Genomic DNA, 15120 nt, shown 5'->3' with positions numbered 1-15120 from the left:
ACCCGGCGGCGGGGCTGTTAGCGGGTCTGCGTGACGCTCCGTTCGCGGGCCGGGACTGGCGCAGCCTGGAGGCTCGCGGCGGGCGCGCCGAGCGGCGTGTGCGCGCGGCGGCGCTGCGTGAGGCGCTGCCCGATCAGCAGCGCGATCAGGACGACGGTGCCGATGGCGCCGATGACGGTGCGGCGTTCGGGGACCAGCATGATGCCCAGCAGCGTGAAGTACGCGATCATCAGCAGCAGGTACGTCATGAGGCTGTTGCCGCGCTGGGTGCTGAGCAGCACGTCGATGTACATGGGGCCGTCGTCGCGCCGGGCGGGCAGCGGGTAGGCGGGCAGGGGGGCGTCGCGCTGCACGTCCACGATCAGCGCGGTGATGTTGTCGGGGCCGCCGCCGTCGTTCGCGGCGTTCACGAGCAGGCGGGCGGTCGTCTCGGGCGGCAGGGGCCGGGCGAGCAGGGCGCACAGTTCCTCGTCGGTGACGACGCTGCTCAGGCCGTCGCTGCACAGCAGCAGGCGGTCCCCGGCCTGGATGGGCAGACCGTGCAGTTCCAGCCGGACGCGTTCCTCGCCGCCCAGGGCGTTGCTGACGACGCTGCGCCACTGGTGGTCGCGCGCCTCGGCCTCGGTCATGTGGCCCAGGCGGACCTGTTCGGCCACCCAGGAGTGGTCCTCGGTCAGGCGGTGCAGTTCGGCGCCGCGCAGCAGGTAAGCGCGGGAATCCCCGACGTGCGCGATGAGGACGGCGCCCCGGTCGACCAGCGCGGCCATCAGGGTGGTGCCCATGCCGACGTACTCACCGACGGCGTGCCTGAGCACGGCGAGATTCGCGGCCTGCACGGCCTGCGCCAGGCGGGCCGGTGGGGTGCCGCGCCCGTCGAGGTAGCTCTGGCTCAGCGCGTCCAGCGCGAGGTTCGCGGCGAGTTCCCCGGCGGCGTGTCCGCCCATGCCGTCGGCGACGGCGTACAGGCCGCCCTGCGGCAGGTCCAGGGCCAGGGCGGCGTCCTGGTTCACGCCGCCCTGCCGCTGCCGACCGACGTCGGTCAGCAGACCGGACGTCAATGAGGGCGTCGCGGGGGCGCGCATGAGTTCAATATAAGCCACCTGACTGGCGGTTCGGGTGCAGACCCGTCACCCGGCGTCGCGGGGGGGAGTTGCGCCGCCGCGTGAAGTTCGGTGAAGGCCCGAACGCACGCCGGGTCGAACAGCGTCCCGGCGTGCTGGCGCAGGTACTGCAGGGCGTCCCCGTCGGTCCAGGCGGGTTTGTAGGGCCGGGCGCTGATCAGCGCGTCGAAGGCGTCCACGACCCGCACGATCCGTCCGCCCAGCGGGATGTCCGGGCCGCGCAGCGCGCGGGGGTAACCGCTGCCGTCCCAGCATTCGTGGTGGGACAGCGCGATCTGCGCGGCGAGGTGCAGCAGCGGGCCGCCGTCGGCCGCGCCGGGCTGCGTGAGCAGCTGCGCGCCCAGGGTGGTGTGCGTGGCGATGATGTCCCGCTCGTCGGGGGTCAGCGGGCCTTCCTTCAGGAGGATCGAGTCGGGAATGCCGATCTTGCCGACGTCGTGCAGCCGGGCGGCCAGTCCGAGCTCCTCGGCCTGGGGGGCGGGCAGGCCCAGGTGGCGGGCGACGGCGCCCGTGGCGTCCCCCACCCAGCGGGTGTGGGGACCCAGCGGCGCGTCGCGGAACTCGGCGGCGCTGGCGAGCAGGTCGATCACGGCCCGCTGGCTGCGCCTCAGTTCCAGCGTGCGGGCCTGCACGATCGCCTCGAGTTCGTCGTTGCGCTGCCGGTGCAGTTGCGCCTCGTGCCGGGTGACGTCCAGGGCCACGCGGGCCTGCGCGGCGCGGGCGCGTTCCTGCTGGTGCCCGCGCCGCGCCTGCGCGTCGAGCTGATGGTACTGACGGTGATGCGCCAGCGCCTGGGGGTAGTCGCCCAGGTGCGCGCAGACGTCACTGCCCACGAGGTGCAGCTCGGCATGCTCGTGCGGGTGGGCGGGCGAGGCGGGATCGCGCAGGGCCTCCTGCACGAGGGCCTGCGCCTCGGCGGGGCGGCCCAGCAGCAGCGCGGCGCGGGCCTGGGTGGCCTGGGTGCGCAGCGCGGCGCGCCCCTGCCCCCCGGCGCGCAGCAGGGGCGTGGCCTGTGCGGCGGCGTGCAGCGCAGCCTCGGGCTGCTGCTGGTGCAGGTGCAGCAGCGCCAGGGTCGCCCAGCTCTCCCCGCCGAGCGGTTCGCTCGGGGCGAGCGCCGCGAGTTCGCGGGTGCGGGCGCCCAGCGCGGCCGGCTGTTCGTGCGGCGGGAGGTCCAGTTCGGCCAGGGTCAGGCGGATCAGGGTGCGGGTCAGGCCGGGCTGCCGGTGTGCGCGGCGCAGCCCGAGGCTGGCGCGCAGGGTGTCGCACGCGGCGTGCAGGTCGCCGTGCGCGGCGTGCAGGGTAGCGAGGTCGTCCAGCAGGTCGAGTTGCAGTTTCAGGTCGCCCGCCGTGCGGGCCAGGCGCAGCGCGAGCGCGAGGTACTCCTGCGCGGCGGTCCCGTCGTCGAGGTTCAGGTGGGCGCAGGCCGCCTCGCGCCACACGCAGGCCTGCGCGTGCGGATCGTGTCCGAGGTACGCGACGCTCTCGAGCAGCGCCCCGATCGCCTCGCGCGGGCGGCCCAGGCGGTTCAGCGCGGCGCCCTGGGCGTGCAGCGCGGCGGCGAGTCCCTCGTCGTCCCCTGCCTGCCGGGCCTGCTCGTCGCGGCGCCGGGCGTCGCGCAGGGTCACCTCCCAGCGCTGACGGTCCGGGAGGCTCAGGGCGTCCGGGGGTCCGCAGGGCAGGCTGGTCCAGGTCATGCCTGCGTCATCACATCACCCGCAGGGTGAAAACGCATTCACCTGACAGGTGGCCCCCCGCCGGGTGGGGCCCCGGTCCGCGCTCAGGTAAGCTGCTCGCGCAGCCACAGCATCAGCGCCTCGGCGCTGGCGGGGTTGGTCGCCAGCGGGATGTCGTGCACGTCGCACAGGCGCACCAGGGCGCTCACATCCGGTTCGTGCGGCTGGGCGGTCAGGGGGTCGCGGAAGAAGAACACCGCCAGGACGCGTTCCTCGGCCAGCCGGGCACCGATCTGCTGGTCGCCGCCCAGCGGGCCGGACAGGACGCGTTCGACGCTCAGGCCGGTCTGTTTTTCCAGGATGCCGCCGGTCGTGCCGGTGGCGACCAGGTGGAACTGGCCCAGCACGTCCCGGTGGTTCAGGGCGAACAGGGCCAGTTCGAGTTTCTTCTTGTCGTGCGCGATCAGCGCCACCTGACGGCTGGGGTTGGGGGCCATGGGGGCGATTCTCGCACGCGCCGCGCGGCAGCCCTGGGGGGGCGGTTCAGGCAGCGTCCTCCAGTCGGATGCGGCGGTAACTGGCCTGCACGACGCACCACACGCCGTAGCACAGGGTCCCGAGCGCCACGGCGCCCAGCAGGACGTTCCCGGCGGGCTGGGTGCGCAGCCACGTCAGGGCCTCGCTGATGCCGACCGTCTCGCTCGCCTTGCGGTTCCAGGCGGCCAGCAGCGCGAACACGCCCATGATGACCATCAGCACGCCGCGCGAGGCGATGCCGACCTGACCGATGCGTTTCAGGAAGTCGCAGGTGCGCGCGGGCAGGTCGGTGAAGGTCACGCGTTTCATGAACTTCGCGCCGTAGGCGACGTACAGCTGATTGGCGGCGACGGCCAGCAGGATCAGGCCGCCCAGCGCCAGCCACAGCTGCCCGCCGGGGAGGTTCAGGACGGTCCCCGCCACCTGATCCTCGCTGTTCTGCGAGCGGGCGGCGTTCCCGGCCAGCGCCAGCCGCGCGGTGAAGAAGGCCAGACCCAGGTTCGCCACGCCGCTGAAGGCGTACCCGGCGCGCTTGACGATCCCCTTGGCCTCGTGCCCCTGGTCTTCGGGGTCCAGCGCGGCGCGGATCAGCTGCCACAGCGCGTAGCCGATCAGGCCCAGCGTGAGCAGCCAGATCAGCAGCGTGCCTGCCGGGAGGTCCTGCAACCGCAGCAGGGCGCCCTTGGTGTCGGTGGTGGCCCCGCCTCGACCCAGGGCGACACTCAGGGCCAGCAGGCCGACCGTGCCGTACACGACGCCCTTGCTGGCGTACCCGAAACGGGCCAGGGCCTCCAGCCAGGGCGCGGCGTGGCGGGTGGCGTGCGCGGCGGCCTGCTGCGCGCCCTCCACGCCGCCCTTGAGGGTACTGGCGGTCTGCTGGCCCATCTGTTTGAGGTCTGCCATGAGACCTTAAGTGTGTCCCGCGGGGAGAGCCGGTCGGGTGCGGCGGCCGTTCAGGGGCCTTGAACTGGCCTGGGGGTTTTCTTTACGTCCGCCCGGCGTGGCTGCTGTATTACTCGCCCGGCAGTTCTTCCTCGAAGGCGCTGACGTCCTCGAGGTAGTCGGCGATCCAGGCTTTCACGGTGGCCTGCGTGAACCCGCCGCGGATGGCCAGGGTGCTGTCCAGGTAGTAGCTGCCATCGTAGGCGTACGCCTGGGTGTAGTAGTTGCTGTTCCACTCGTTCACGACGTCCAGGTCGAGGTCCTCGGCGTCGCTGTAGTCCCAGGAGGTGCTGGCGGTGGCGCGGCTGCACACGCCGTTCTTGCAGGAGCTGAGCCACACCTGCACCTCGTGCCCGCCGCTGGTGAAGGTCATGGTGGGGTCGCGGTCGGCCTGGGCTGGTTCCATGGTGACCTTGTACCCGGCGGCCTTCAGGGCGGCCATGACGGCGGCGGGCGTGCCGGGCTGCACCTGCGTGACGGGCGCGGCGGCGCCCCCGGCGACAGCGGGCGCGGCGAGCGAGAGGACGAGGGTGGCGGCCAGCAGGGTGCGGGTCATGCCTCAGCGTACGCTGCCGGGTGCGGGGGCGTCCGGGCAGATGAGGCGGCTGCACCCGGTTCAAGTCTCTCCCTCCCATAACTCATGTTTTTCATGGTTGCTGCATGTCAACGTGAGGAGCATGACTGCGCCCAGCACCCCCTCCCCCACTCCGCGCCGCCGCCGCACCTTCGGGGTGTACATCGGCCGCTTCGAACCCCCCCATACCGCCCACCTCGCCGTGATGCTCGAAGCGCTCCAGAGCGTCCAGAAACTCATCGTCGTCATCGGCAGCGCCCGCGCCGCCCGCAACATCAAGAACCCCTTCACCGCCGAGGAACGCCAGGACCTCATCAGCCGCATGCTCCAGGACGCGGGCATCCCGAAACCCCGCGTGCTGTTCGTCCACGTCCGCGACTACCACTACAACGAAGCCCTGTGGCTCAGCGAGGTCCAGGCCGGCGTCACCGCCCACACGCGCGGCAGCAGCGACGTCGCCCTCATCGGCCACATCAAGGACGAGAGCAGCTACTACCTGCGCTCCTTCCCCGCCTGGGAATTCATTCCCACCCACGTCGTCAGCCCGCTCAGCGCCACCGACGTCCGCCGCGCCTACTTCGAGGGGCACCTGGACACCGTGCAGGGCATGGTGCCCCCCGCCGTCCACGCCTTCCTGACCACCTTCCGGACCACCCCCGACTACCGCGACCTGCGCGACGAGTACGAGTACCTCGCCCGCTACCGCGCCGCGTGGAAAGACGCCCCCTACCCCCCCATCTTCGTCACGACCGACGCCGTCATCACCCGCAGCGGTCACGTCCTCCTCGTGCGGCGCGGCGGGCTGCCCGGCCGGGGCCGCCTCGCCATGCCCGGCGGGTTCCTGGAGCAGAAAGAAACCCTCCTCGACTGCTGCGTCCGCGAGGTGCAGGAGGAAACCGGCCTGGGCAGCGGCCTCGACCTGAAAGCCGCGCTGCGCGCCCAGGCGGTCTTCGACTACCCCGACCGCAGCCTGCGCGGCCGCACCATCACCCACGCCTTCCACTTCGACCTCGGCATCGGGCAGCTCCCACGCCTCAGTGGCGGCAGCGACGCCAGCGAAGCCCTCTGGATGCCCCTGAGCGACGTCCTGGCCCGCCCCGAACTGTTCTTCGAGGACCACCACGCCATCATCGAACACTTCGTCATGCGCGGGTAGGCGCAGGTGCAGACCGGTCAGCGACGCGGACCTGGCATGCTGAGGTGGATGATCGGGACGCCCAGGTGACGCCGGACAAGCCGTACTACGTGTATGCCCTCAAGGACCCGCGCCAGCACCCGGCGCGGCCCTTCTACATCGGCAAGGGCACCGGCACGCGCGCACACGATCACCTGATCCGCCCGGACCACACCCCCAAGGGTGACCGCATCCGCGAGATCGAAGGAGCGGGCGCGCAGGTGCTCGTGAGCTATCTGGTGGAGCACCTGACCGAACCCGAGGCGCTGCGGCTGGAGGCGGAACTCATCGCGGCGTTCGGCACGCAGGCCAGCGGCGGCCTCCTGACGAACACCGTGCTGCCCTCGGGTCTGGGCGGCAAGGCGCGGCCCGGCCTGACCGTGCCCGCAGGCGCGCCGGAGAAGGCGCAGGTGGGCCTCACGCTGCTCAAGGACGCCGTGCTGGAGTTCGCGCAGGCCAACCCGGGCGGCGTGAAGAACGCCGAGGTGGCCAGCCTGCTGGGCCTGCGCAGCGACTACGGGGGCGGCTCGAAGGACTACCTCTCGTACAGCCTGCTGGGGCTGCTGATGCGCGAAGGAAAGATCGGGCGCAGCGGAAAAGGACGGCACGTCGCCCAAGTCAAATGAGCGCGCCCCACACCGGAGTGCGGGGCGCGCGGAGCGGGTGTGGGTTCAGCCCTTGACGGACCCGGCGAGCAGACCGCGCACGAAGTAGCGGCCCAGCAGGATGTACACGAGCAGGGTGGGCAGCGCGGCGAGGATCGCGCCCGCCATGGGCAGGTTCCAGCTGACGGCCTGTCCGCCCGCGAGCTGCGACAGGGCGTACGTGACGGGCTGGCTGGTGGTGTTGGTCAGGGTGGCGGCGAACAGGAATTCGTTCCAGACCTGCGTGAACTGCCAGATGATCACGACGACGAAGCCGGGGATGCTGATCGGGAAGATGACCCGGCCGTAGATCTGCCAGAAGCCCGCGCCGTCGATGGTGGCGGCCTCGATCAGGGCGTCGGGGACGTCGGCGTAGAAGTTGCGGAAGATCAGCGTGGTGATGGGGATGCCGTACACGACGTGCGCGAGGATCAGGCCCCAGATGCTGCCGTACAGGCCGAGGCTCTTGATGAACTGGAACAGGGGGATCAGGACGGCCTGGTAGGGGATGAACATCCCGAAGAGCATCAGGGCGAACAGGGTGTTGGCCCCGCGGAATTTCCATTTGCTCAGGGCGTAGCCGTTCAGGCTGCCCAGCAGGGCGCTGAGGATGGTGGCGGTGACGGCCAGGAACAGGCTGTTCAGGACGTTCCCGCCGATCTTGTTCCACGCTTCGCTGAAGCTGGCCCAGTTCAGCGCGGCGGGCCAGTGCCAGGTGGTGGCGAGGTTGATCGCGTCGGGGCTTTTCAGGGCGGTGGCGAACAACAGGTAGACCGGCACCAGGAAGAACAGCGCGGCCAGGATCAGCAGGGCGTACATGACGACCCGGCCGGGTTTGATGGCGCGGCGGGGCGCGGCGGTGGGGGTGGCGTTGGCGGGCGCGGTGGTGGTCATGCGTGGCCCTCCTCGGTGCGGAACTGGGAGCTGAGGTACGGGACGATCACGAATGCCACGAGGATCAGCAGGATGGTGCCGATCGCGGCGCCCAGCGCGAACTGGTTCTGCCGGAAGCTGGTGAGATACATGTTCAGCGCGGGCACGCTGGTGTTGATGTTGTCGGGTCCGGCCATGGCGTACACGAGGTCGAAGATCTTCAGGCTGATGTGCCCCAGGACGATCATGGCGCTCAGGGTGATCGGGGCGAGCAGCGGGAAGATGACGTGCTGGTACATGCCAATGTCGTTCGCGCCGTCCACGCGGGCGGCCTCGCGGAGTTCCTCGGGAATGCCGCGCAGACCGGCGAGGTACAGGGCCATGGTGTAGCCGCTCATCTGCCACACGGCGGCGATGATGATGCCGATCAGGGCGAGGTTGAAGCCGTGCAGTTCCGGGGCGGGCAGCATCTTGACGTTCGGGCCGATGAACAGCGCCCACAGGAACAGCAGCGCGGCGCATGCGGCGGCGACCAGGGTGCGGGTGCGGTCACCGCTGCGCGCGGCGCGCACGGCCATGACGGCCAGCACGAGGCCCACGACGCTGGCGGTCAGCAGCGGGAGTTTGTTCCAGTCGAATTTCCACAGGGCGTCGGTGCTGCTCAGCCAGCCGAAGGTGCTGGCCTCGCCGCCCAGCAGGGTGGGCGCCTGGTTCACGCCGCCGCCGGGTTGCAGCATCCAGCGCCAGATGGTGCCGGTCACGATGAACGACAGGCTCATGGGGAACAGGAAGATGGTGCGCCACAGGCCCTCTCCTTTCGGGTTACGGTCCAGGATCAGCGCGAGGCCCAGGCCCAGGCCCAGGCAGCCCAGGATGAAGAACAGCGTGAAGAAGATGGTACTGATCAGTTCCTGCCGGAAGCGCCCCTGGAGGAAGCCGGTGAACAGTTCCTGGTAGTTGGCCAGACCCACCCAGCGGATGATGGGGTCGAGCGCCAGAGCCTGGGCGGGGTCGTTGCCCCAGTCGGTCATGCTGACGTACACGCTGCGCGCGATGAAACCGTACACGAACACCGCGATCAGGATGATGCTGGGCGTCAGAACGGCGATGGACCACAGGCGGTCTTTACTCAGGCCTTTCATGCGGGCCTCCTTTCATGGGACGTGGAATGTGGGCTGTGGGGCGTAGGAAAAGCCGTTCCTACAGCCCACAACCCACATCCGACAGCCGGGGTTTACTTGCTGATGCCGGCGCGCACGGCCAGCTGCTGCGCGGCGGCGGCGGCGGCGGCGCTGTTGCGGCTGGACACGTACTGGTCGATCACGGCGCCGAAGGCGCTCATGAAGCTCTCGGGGGCGACGGCGCCGTGCACGAGGCTGCCGACGATCTTGTTGCTCTTCCAGTCGGCGGCGGCGCTCTTGCCGTAGGTGTTGTACTTGCTCAGGTCGCTGTCGGTGCGCGCGGCGATGGAGCCTTTCAGGGGGTTGAAGGCGTCCTGACCGGCCTTGCTGCCCATCAGTTTCAGCCAGTTCAGGGCCTCGGTGCGGTTCTTGGCGCCCTTGGGCAGACCGAAGGAGTCGGCGAGCATCACGAAGGTCTTGGTGGTGCCGGGGGCGGGCGCCCAGCCGAAGCCGGTGTTCGGGGCGAGTTTCTTGGTGGTCGCGAAGTACCCGGCGGCCCAGTCGCCCATCACGTTGAAGGCGCTGGTGCCGTCGATGACGCGGTCACTGGCCTGCTGCCAGCTGAGGCCACTGGCGTCCTTGTTGGCGCAGTCCATGACCTTGCCGAAGGTGGTGAAGCCCGCGACGACCTTGGGGTCCGTGAACTTCAGCTTGCCGGCCCACAGGTTCTCCCAGTTGGCGGCGCCCAGCGTGCCGATCATGACGCTCTCCCAGAGGTGCTGCTGGGTCCAGTTCTCACCGACGACCAGGGGAGCCGCGACGCCCTTGGCTTTCAGGGTGGAGCAGGTCTTGAGGAATTCGGGCCAGGTCTTGGGTACGGTGACGCCCCAGGCCTTGAGTTTGGCGGGGTTGTACCACATAACGTTGCTGCGGTGCACGTTCACGGGCACGCTCCAGGGCTTGCCGTTCGTGCTGATCAGCTTGACGAGGTCCTTGGGGAACACCTTGTCCCAGCCTTCGCTCTTGAAGAGGCCGCTGAGGTCTTCCATGCGCCCGGCGACAACCCAGGTGCCGATGAGTTCCTGACCGGCGTGCGCCTGGAAGGAGTCGGGGGGCGTGCCGCCCAGCATGCGGGTCTTCAGGACGGCCTTGGCGTTCGTGCCGGCGCCGCCGGAGACGGTCGCGTTGTCCACGGCGACCGTGGGGTACTTGGCCTTGTACAGCTTGACCAGGGCTTCCAGGGCGGGACCCTCGTCACCGGACCACCAGGAGAAGATCTCCAGTTTGCCAGCGGCAGAGGCGCTGGTGGTGACGGCGAGGGCGGCGGCGAGCAGCAGTGCTTTCTTCATGGTGTTCCTCCGTGTGAAACGGGTGCGTTCAGGGTCTGGGGGGCCGTCCGGATGGACGGGGGTGGGGCGCGGCTGCCCGCGAGGTCACGGGCGTTCTGGTTCATGCGGGCGATGCCGTACAGGTGCGGCAGGCCCCGTGGGGTGAACAGGGAGTCGAGCATCATGGCCCCGGCGCCCATCACGCCGGCGTCCTGCCCGAGCGTGCCGAGGTCGATGCGGGTGCGGTCGGCGTTGATGCGCATGGTGCGGCTCTGGGCGCTGACGCGGATGGCGCGCAGCAGCACGTCGCCCGCCTGCGAGAGGCGCCCGCCGATGATCACGGCGGCCGGGTTGAAGAGGTTCAGGGTGGTGCTGATCGCGACGCCCAGGTGGTGCCCGGCTTCCTCCCACACGACGCGGGCCAGGGGGTCGCTGCCCGCGTGGGCGAGCAGGTCTTCGAGGCTGATGGGGTCGGGGAGGCTGGTGGGGTGCCCCTGGAGGCGCAGGCTGCGGGCGTGATTCTCGATGACTTGCGCGGCGGCGTAGCTTTCCAGGCTGCCGGGGTTGCCGCTGCGGCCCACCGGGCCCTGCTCGTTGATGCTGATGTGCCCGATCTCCCCTGCCCCGCCGCGCGTGCCGCGGTGCAGGCGCCCGCCGAGCAGCACGCCGGCGCCGATGCCGGTGGCGACCTTCACATAGATGAGGTCCTGGATGCCGCGGTGCGCGCCGAAGCGGGCCTCGGCCAGGGCGCCCAGGTTCGCGTCGTTGTCCACGAGCACTTCGAGGTTCAGGGCGTCCTGCAGGGCGGCGCGGACGTTCTCGCCGTCCCAGCCGGGCATGTTGGGCGGCTGCACGACGCGGCCGGTATCGTGGTCGACGGGGCCGGGGACGCCCACGCCGACCAGGGCGACCTGCGCGGCGTTCAGGTGCGCGTCGGCGAGGACCTGCCGGGTCAGGTCGCGCAGCAGGGCGTAGGTGGCCTGGGGGCCCAGGGCGATGTCGTGCCCGACGGTGCGGCTGGCCAGCGGGCGGCAGTGGAGGTCCAGGGCGTCCACGCGGGCGTGGCTGGCGCCCAGGTCGATGGCGAGCAGCGCGGCGGCGCGGGTGTTGAGGTTCAGCAGCGTGGCGCGCCGCCCCACACCACCGGTGCCGCGCGTGCCGACTTCCTGAACCAGTCCGACGCTGATCAGTTCGGTGACGATGGAGCTGATCGCGCTGCGCGAGAGGCCCAGTTCACGGGCGATGTCCACGCGGGCCAGGTCCCGGTCCCACAGCAGGCCGAGCAGCAGCAGGGTGTGCCGCGCGCGGATGGCCGCGAGGTCCAGGGTGTCCGGGCTGTGGGTGTCGGCGTGCAGCATGAGGGGTCCTCTGTGACCGGGGGCGGTCAGCATGGAAAAGGCGCAGATGGAGCGTCAGTCGACGGACTCGACTGAGGGTCAGGTGGGGCTTGTGTGAAGGTATGCTGCGCCTGAGTAATTTTGTTTGTCAAACGAACGAATTAATGGAAGCGCTTCACAGGCCACTTTTCTGGACAACCGATCTAAGTCGACATCAAACGAAGCGGCCGGAGCCGCAGCCCCGACCGCCCCGGCGACACCTAAACGCTCAGCCGACCGTCACGTCCGGCGCGTCCTCCGCCCCGGCCCCCGTGCCCTCAGGACGCAGCAGCGGGAACAGCAGCACGTCCCGGATGGAATCCCGGTCGGTCATCAGCATCGCCAGTCGGTCCATACCCATCCCCATCCCGGCGGTGGGCGGCATGCCGTACTCCAGCGCCAGCAGGAAGTCCTCATCCTGCTCGTGCGCCTCGTCGTCCCCGGCATCCCGGCGGGCCGTCTGCGCCTCGAAGCGCTCCCGCTGATCCAGCGCGTCGTTCAGCTCCGAGTAGATCGGCGCCAGCTCGAACCCCGCCACGTACAGGTCAGCGCGCTCGGCCAGCCCCTGGCGGTCACGGTGCACCTTCACCAGCGGGCTGATCGCCAGCGGCATGTCCGTCAGGAACGTCGGGTTCTGCAGCAGCGGCTCGACGTACTCACCGCCCAGCTTGTCCAGCAGCTTGTAGTCCGGGGTCTTGCGGTGCTCCGGGTGGTGCACGTCACTCCACTCGCGCAGCTTCACGAGATCCAGCGGATCGAAGTCCAGGCCCGCCTGCTCCTTGAGCGCCGTCACGAAGTCCAGCCGCCTGAACGGCAGCGAGAAGTCCAGTTCGCGCCCCTGGTAGGTGAGTTTCGGCTCGCCCTTGAGTTCCACGACGAGGTCGTGCAGCAGCGTCTCGACCAGCACCATCATGTCGTTGTAGTCGCCGTACGCGAAGTACGCTTCGAGCATCGTGAATTCCGGGTTGTGCGTCCGGTCGATGCCCTCGTTGCGGTAGTTGCGGCCGATCTCGTACACCCGCTCGAAGCCGCCCACCAGCAGCCGCTTGAGGTACAGCTCCAGGCTGATGCGCATGCTGAACTCGTGCCCCAGCGCGTTGTGGAACGTCTTGAACGGCTTGGCCTCGGTCCCGCCGGGCACGACCTGCAACGTGGGGCCCTCGACCTCCATGAAGTCGCGGCTGTCGAGGAAGTTGCGGATGAAGCGCAGCATCTGCGAGCGCGTGCGGTACACCTCGCGGCTCTCGGGGTTGATCATCAGGTCCACGTAGCGGCGCCGCGCGCGGAGTTCCTCGTCCTGCAGGCCATGGAACTTGCTGGGCAGCGGGTGCAGGCTCTTGACCAGCGGCTGCCAGGACGTCACGCGCAGCGTCAGCTGACCGGTCTTCGTGACGAACGGGAAGCCCCGCACGCCGATGATGTCGCCCAGGTCGATCTTCTTCGTGACGTCGAACTGCTCGGTGTCCTGCTTGGAGAAGTGCAGCTGGATCTTCCCGAACTCGTCGGTCAGGTCCGCGAAGGCCGCCTTGCCCATGTGACGCATCAGGGTCACGCGCCCGGCCAGCGCGTACTGCGTCTCGGGCCACTCCTGCCCGGCCTCCCACTTCGGCGCGCCGTCCTCACCCACGGCACCTGCGGGGTGGGCGGACAGCACGTCACGGGCGTGATGCGTGCGCGGGTACGTGTAGGGGTGGGCCTCGAAACCCGCGGCCACCTGCGCGTCCAGGTTGTTCAGGCGGCTGACAGTCTGCTCGTGCAGACCCTCGCGGCGATTGGGGGAACCATCAGACATAACCGCCAGTATAGGCCGCGCCCCACACGCCGCGCCCGCCCGACGTCCAGTTCACACCCCGCCAGAGAACGGGTCGGAGGCAGACCGCACGCAGCGACCCGCCTCCCTGATTCTGGATTCCATCCGCTCCGTGGGCAGAACGGAACCCGTTTCCCTGCTGCCCGCGCCGCTCAGTACTCGATGCTCTTGACCTTGTACTTCATCTGCTTGCCGTTGTCGAGGTTCACCACGAAGGTCTCCCCTTTCTTGCGGTTCATCAGTTCCTTCCCGACGGGGCTGTCCTCGCTGACGCGGGGCAGGCTGCCGCCGGTGACGGTCGCCTCGGCGGCGCTGACAACCTGCACCTTCATGTCCTTCTTGGTGGTCTCGTTGGCGAGCACGACGATCGCGCCGAGTTCCACGCGGCCCTCGTTCTCGTGGTCCTCGATGACGGTCGCGCGGGCCAGGGTGTCCTCCAGCTCGTCGATGCGCGCCTCGATGTTCATCTTCTCGCGCTTGGCGTCCTCCAGCCCGGTGTCCTCGGTGTCCGAGTTGGTTTCCATCTGCTCCTGAAGGATGCGCGTCGCTTCCGCGAGACGGTTCATTTCCTGGTCCAGCGTCTTCTGGAGCCGTTCGAAACCTTCACGCGTGAGCTTCACCTGTCTGGTCGCCTGTGCCACTCTGGAGCCTCCGTTGCGCCGCCGGACTGAACCCGGCGAGGACTTGAATCGTGGGTTGCTGAGAATTCGCCGCGCATTCTGCCACACGTCCCCCCCGCTGACAACGAGGTTTGCTAGAACCCCCCCTCACACGCCCCCCGGCGCGGTCAGGCCAGTCCGCGCGCCCCCCGCCGCGCGAGCGCCGTGAACCCCAGCATCAGCGCCGCCAGGGCCGCCAGCGTCACGGGCACCGCCCCGGCCCCGAAACGTGCGAACACCTGCCCCAGCAACCACGGGGACAGCACGCCGCCCAGCGAGCCCGCCACGAGCAGCAGCGGCACCAGCCGCGCGCTGAGCACCTGCGACAGCCACGCCAGGGTCGTGCCGAACACCGGGGCGAGCACCAGCCCCGAGAGGATCACCGCCGCCGGGGCCAGCGCCGGGACGCGCAGCGCCAGCGCCAGGATGATCAGAGCTGCGCCGCAGGTCAGCACCACGCGCGGCGCGCCCACCCGGCCCGCGAACACGCCGGTCAGGACCCGCCCGACCGTCAGCGCACCCCAGAAGGCACTCAGGACCAGCGCCGCGCCCGGCAGGTCCAGTTCGGTCAGGTAGCGGGCCGCCCAGGCGCCGTACCCGGCCTCCAGGCCCACGTAACACACGATCAGCGCCGCGAACAGCGCCGCCTGAACGGCGGGCCGCGCCGGAGCAGGGGCGTCCGCCGCGCGGGCGGGTGCGTGGATGCCCGGCACGCCCCACACGCGGCCCACCACGAACGTCACCGCGCACAGTGCCGCGACCGTCAGGAACGGCCCCGCCAGTCCGCCCGGCGTGCCGTCCGCGCGGCCCAGGCCCGCCACGAGCAGCGGCGCGAGCATGCTGCCCACCCCGAACACCGCGTTCACGAGGTTCACGGCGCGCGATCCCACGCTCGCGTACGCGGCGTTCAGGCAGGCACTCACGCCGCCCAGCCCGAAGCCGCCCAGGAACGCCGACGCGACCGCCAGCGGCCACGCGGGCGCCAGCACCACGCCCGTCACGCCCAGCGCCAGCAGCAGCAGACTCCAGGACACCCCGGCCCGCACGCTCACGCGGCGCAGCAGCAGCCCCATCAGGGGCGGCGCGACCGCCGACCCCAGGAAGTGCGCGCTGGCGATCACGCCCACCGACGCGGTACTCACGCCGAAGCGCGCCTGGAACAGCCCGAACGCCGGGCCGTACATCGCCTGGATCACGCCCAGCGTGAAGAACGCCGCCACGCCCACCGCCAGCAGCGTCCACGAGAGCGGCGGCGGGGCGGCAGGAGTGCGGGCAGTCACGCCGGGAA

At 70.1% G+C, this 15120-nt stretch carries 14 protein-coding genes; 2 read left to right on the top strand and 12 right to left on the bottom strand.

What is annotated here, in order from left to right; all coding sequences use genetic code 11:
* Positions 1–17: 17 nt before the first annotated feature.
* The 5 genes from EXW95_RS12790 to EXW95_RS12770 form a co-directional block, all read right to left on the bottom strand.
* Positions 18–1082, bottom strand: coding sequence for a PP2C family serine/threonine-protein phosphatase (locus tag EXW95_RS12790; RefSeq protein ID WP_174367764.1), 1065 nt, complete (start codon positions 1080–1082; stop codon positions 18–20).
* A complete protein-coding gene (locus EXW95_RS12785; protein WP_174367763.1) occupies positions 1055–2815 on the bottom strand; it encodes an HD domain-containing phosphohydrolase in 1761 nt (586 codons plus the stop codon). The genes EXW95_RS12790 and EXW95_RS12785 overlap by 28 nt, the downstream gene beginning before the upstream one ends.
* A gap of 83 nt (positions 2816–2898) precedes the next feature.
* A complete protein-coding gene (locus EXW95_RS12780; protein WP_174367762.1) occupies positions 2899–3291 on the bottom strand; it encodes a methylglyoxal synthase in 393 nt (130 codons plus the stop codon).
* 46 nt (positions 3292–3337) lie between these two features.
* Positions 3338–4234, bottom strand: a complete 897-nt coding sequence (locus EXW95_RS12775) for a DUF1206 domain-containing protein (RefSeq protein ID WP_254605608.1) — start codon at positions 4232–4234, stop codon at positions 3338–3340.
* A 109-nt stretch (positions 4235–4343) separates the two neighbouring features.
* The gene (locus EXW95_RS12770) at positions 4344–4829 is read right to left on the bottom strand and encodes a YbjN domain-containing protein (RefSeq protein ID WP_174367761.1); all 486 of its coding nucleotides are present in this window, start codon (positions 4827–4829) and stop codon (positions 4344–4346) included.
* A gap of 121 nt (positions 4830–4950) precedes the next feature.
* Here EXW95_RS12770 and EXW95_RS12765 point away from each other — a divergent pair, with 121 nt between their 5' ends.
* Together EXW95_RS12765 and EXW95_RS12760 are read left to right on the top strand one after the other, a co-directional pair.
* The gene (locus EXW95_RS12765) at positions 4951–6003 is read left to right on the top strand and encodes a bifunctional nicotinamide-nucleotide adenylyltransferase/Nudix hydroxylase (RefSeq protein ID WP_174367760.1); all 1053 of its coding nucleotides are present in this window, start codon (positions 4951–4953) and stop codon (positions 6001–6003) included.
* A gap of 44 nt (positions 6004–6047) precedes the next feature.
* Positions 6048–6647 (top strand): GIY-YIG nuclease family protein, encoded by a 600-nt coding sequence (locus EXW95_RS12760; RefSeq protein WP_217449194.1) that lies wholly within the window; start codon positions 6048–6050, stop codon positions 6645–6647.
* Between the two features lie 45 nt (positions 6648–6692).
* Here EXW95_RS12760 and EXW95_RS12755 read toward each other — a convergent pair whose 3' ends face one another.
* The 7 genes from EXW95_RS12755 to EXW95_RS12725 all read right to left on the bottom strand — a co-directional run bounded on the left by EXW95_RS12755 (position 6693) and on the right by EXW95_RS12725 (position 15112).
* On the bottom strand, positions 6693–7559 hold the full coding sequence (locus EXW95_RS12755) for a carbohydrate ABC transporter permease (protein ID WP_174367759.1): 867 nt from the start codon (positions 7557–7559) through the stop codon (positions 6693–6695).
* Complete coding sequence (locus EXW95_RS12750) at positions 7556–8680, bottom strand: carbohydrate ABC transporter permease (RefSeq protein ID WP_174367758.1); 1125 nt, start codon at positions 8678–8680, stop codon at positions 7556–7558. Before EXW95_RS12750 ends, EXW95_RS12755 begins: the two co-directional genes overlap by 4 nt.
* 92 nt (positions 8681–8772) lie before the next feature.
* Entirely contained in the window at positions 8773–10008 is a 1236-nt protein-coding gene (locus EXW95_RS12745) for an ABC transporter substrate-binding protein (protein WP_174367757.1), read from the bottom strand.
* On the bottom strand, positions 10005–11345 hold the full coding sequence (locus EXW95_RS12740) for an ROK family protein (protein ID WP_174367756.1): 1341 nt from the start codon (positions 11343–11345) through the stop codon (positions 10005–10007). The genes EXW95_RS12745 and EXW95_RS12740 overlap by 4 nt, the downstream gene beginning before the upstream one ends.
* A 247-nt stretch (positions 11346–11592) precedes the next feature.
* On the bottom strand, positions 11593–13155 hold the full coding sequence (gene lysS / locus EXW95_RS12735; protein WP_174367755.1) for a lysine--tRNA ligase: 1563 nt from the start codon (positions 13153–13155) through the stop codon (positions 11593–11595).
* A 170-nt stretch (positions 13156–13325) separates the two neighbouring features.
* Positions 13326–13814 (bottom strand): GreA/GreB family elongation factor, encoded by a 489-nt coding sequence (locus EXW95_RS12730; protein ID WP_174367754.1) that lies wholly within the window; start codon positions 13812–13814, stop codon positions 13326–13328.
* 146 nt (positions 13815–13960) lie between these two features.
* Positions 13961–15112: a sugar MFS transporter gene (locus tag EXW95_RS12725; RefSeq protein ID WP_371810053.1), complete on the bottom strand. Its 1152-nt coding sequence runs from the start codon at positions 15110–15112 to the stop codon at positions 13961–13963.
* Positions 15113–15120: the final 8 nt, after the last annotated feature.

It is taken from the genome of Deinococcus sp. JMULE3 (assembly GCF_013337115.1).
Taxonomy (GTDB): Bacteria; Deinococcota; Deinococci; order Deinococcales; family Deinococcaceae; genus Deinococcus.
This window is presented reverse-complemented; position numbering and strand designations above follow the sequence as displayed.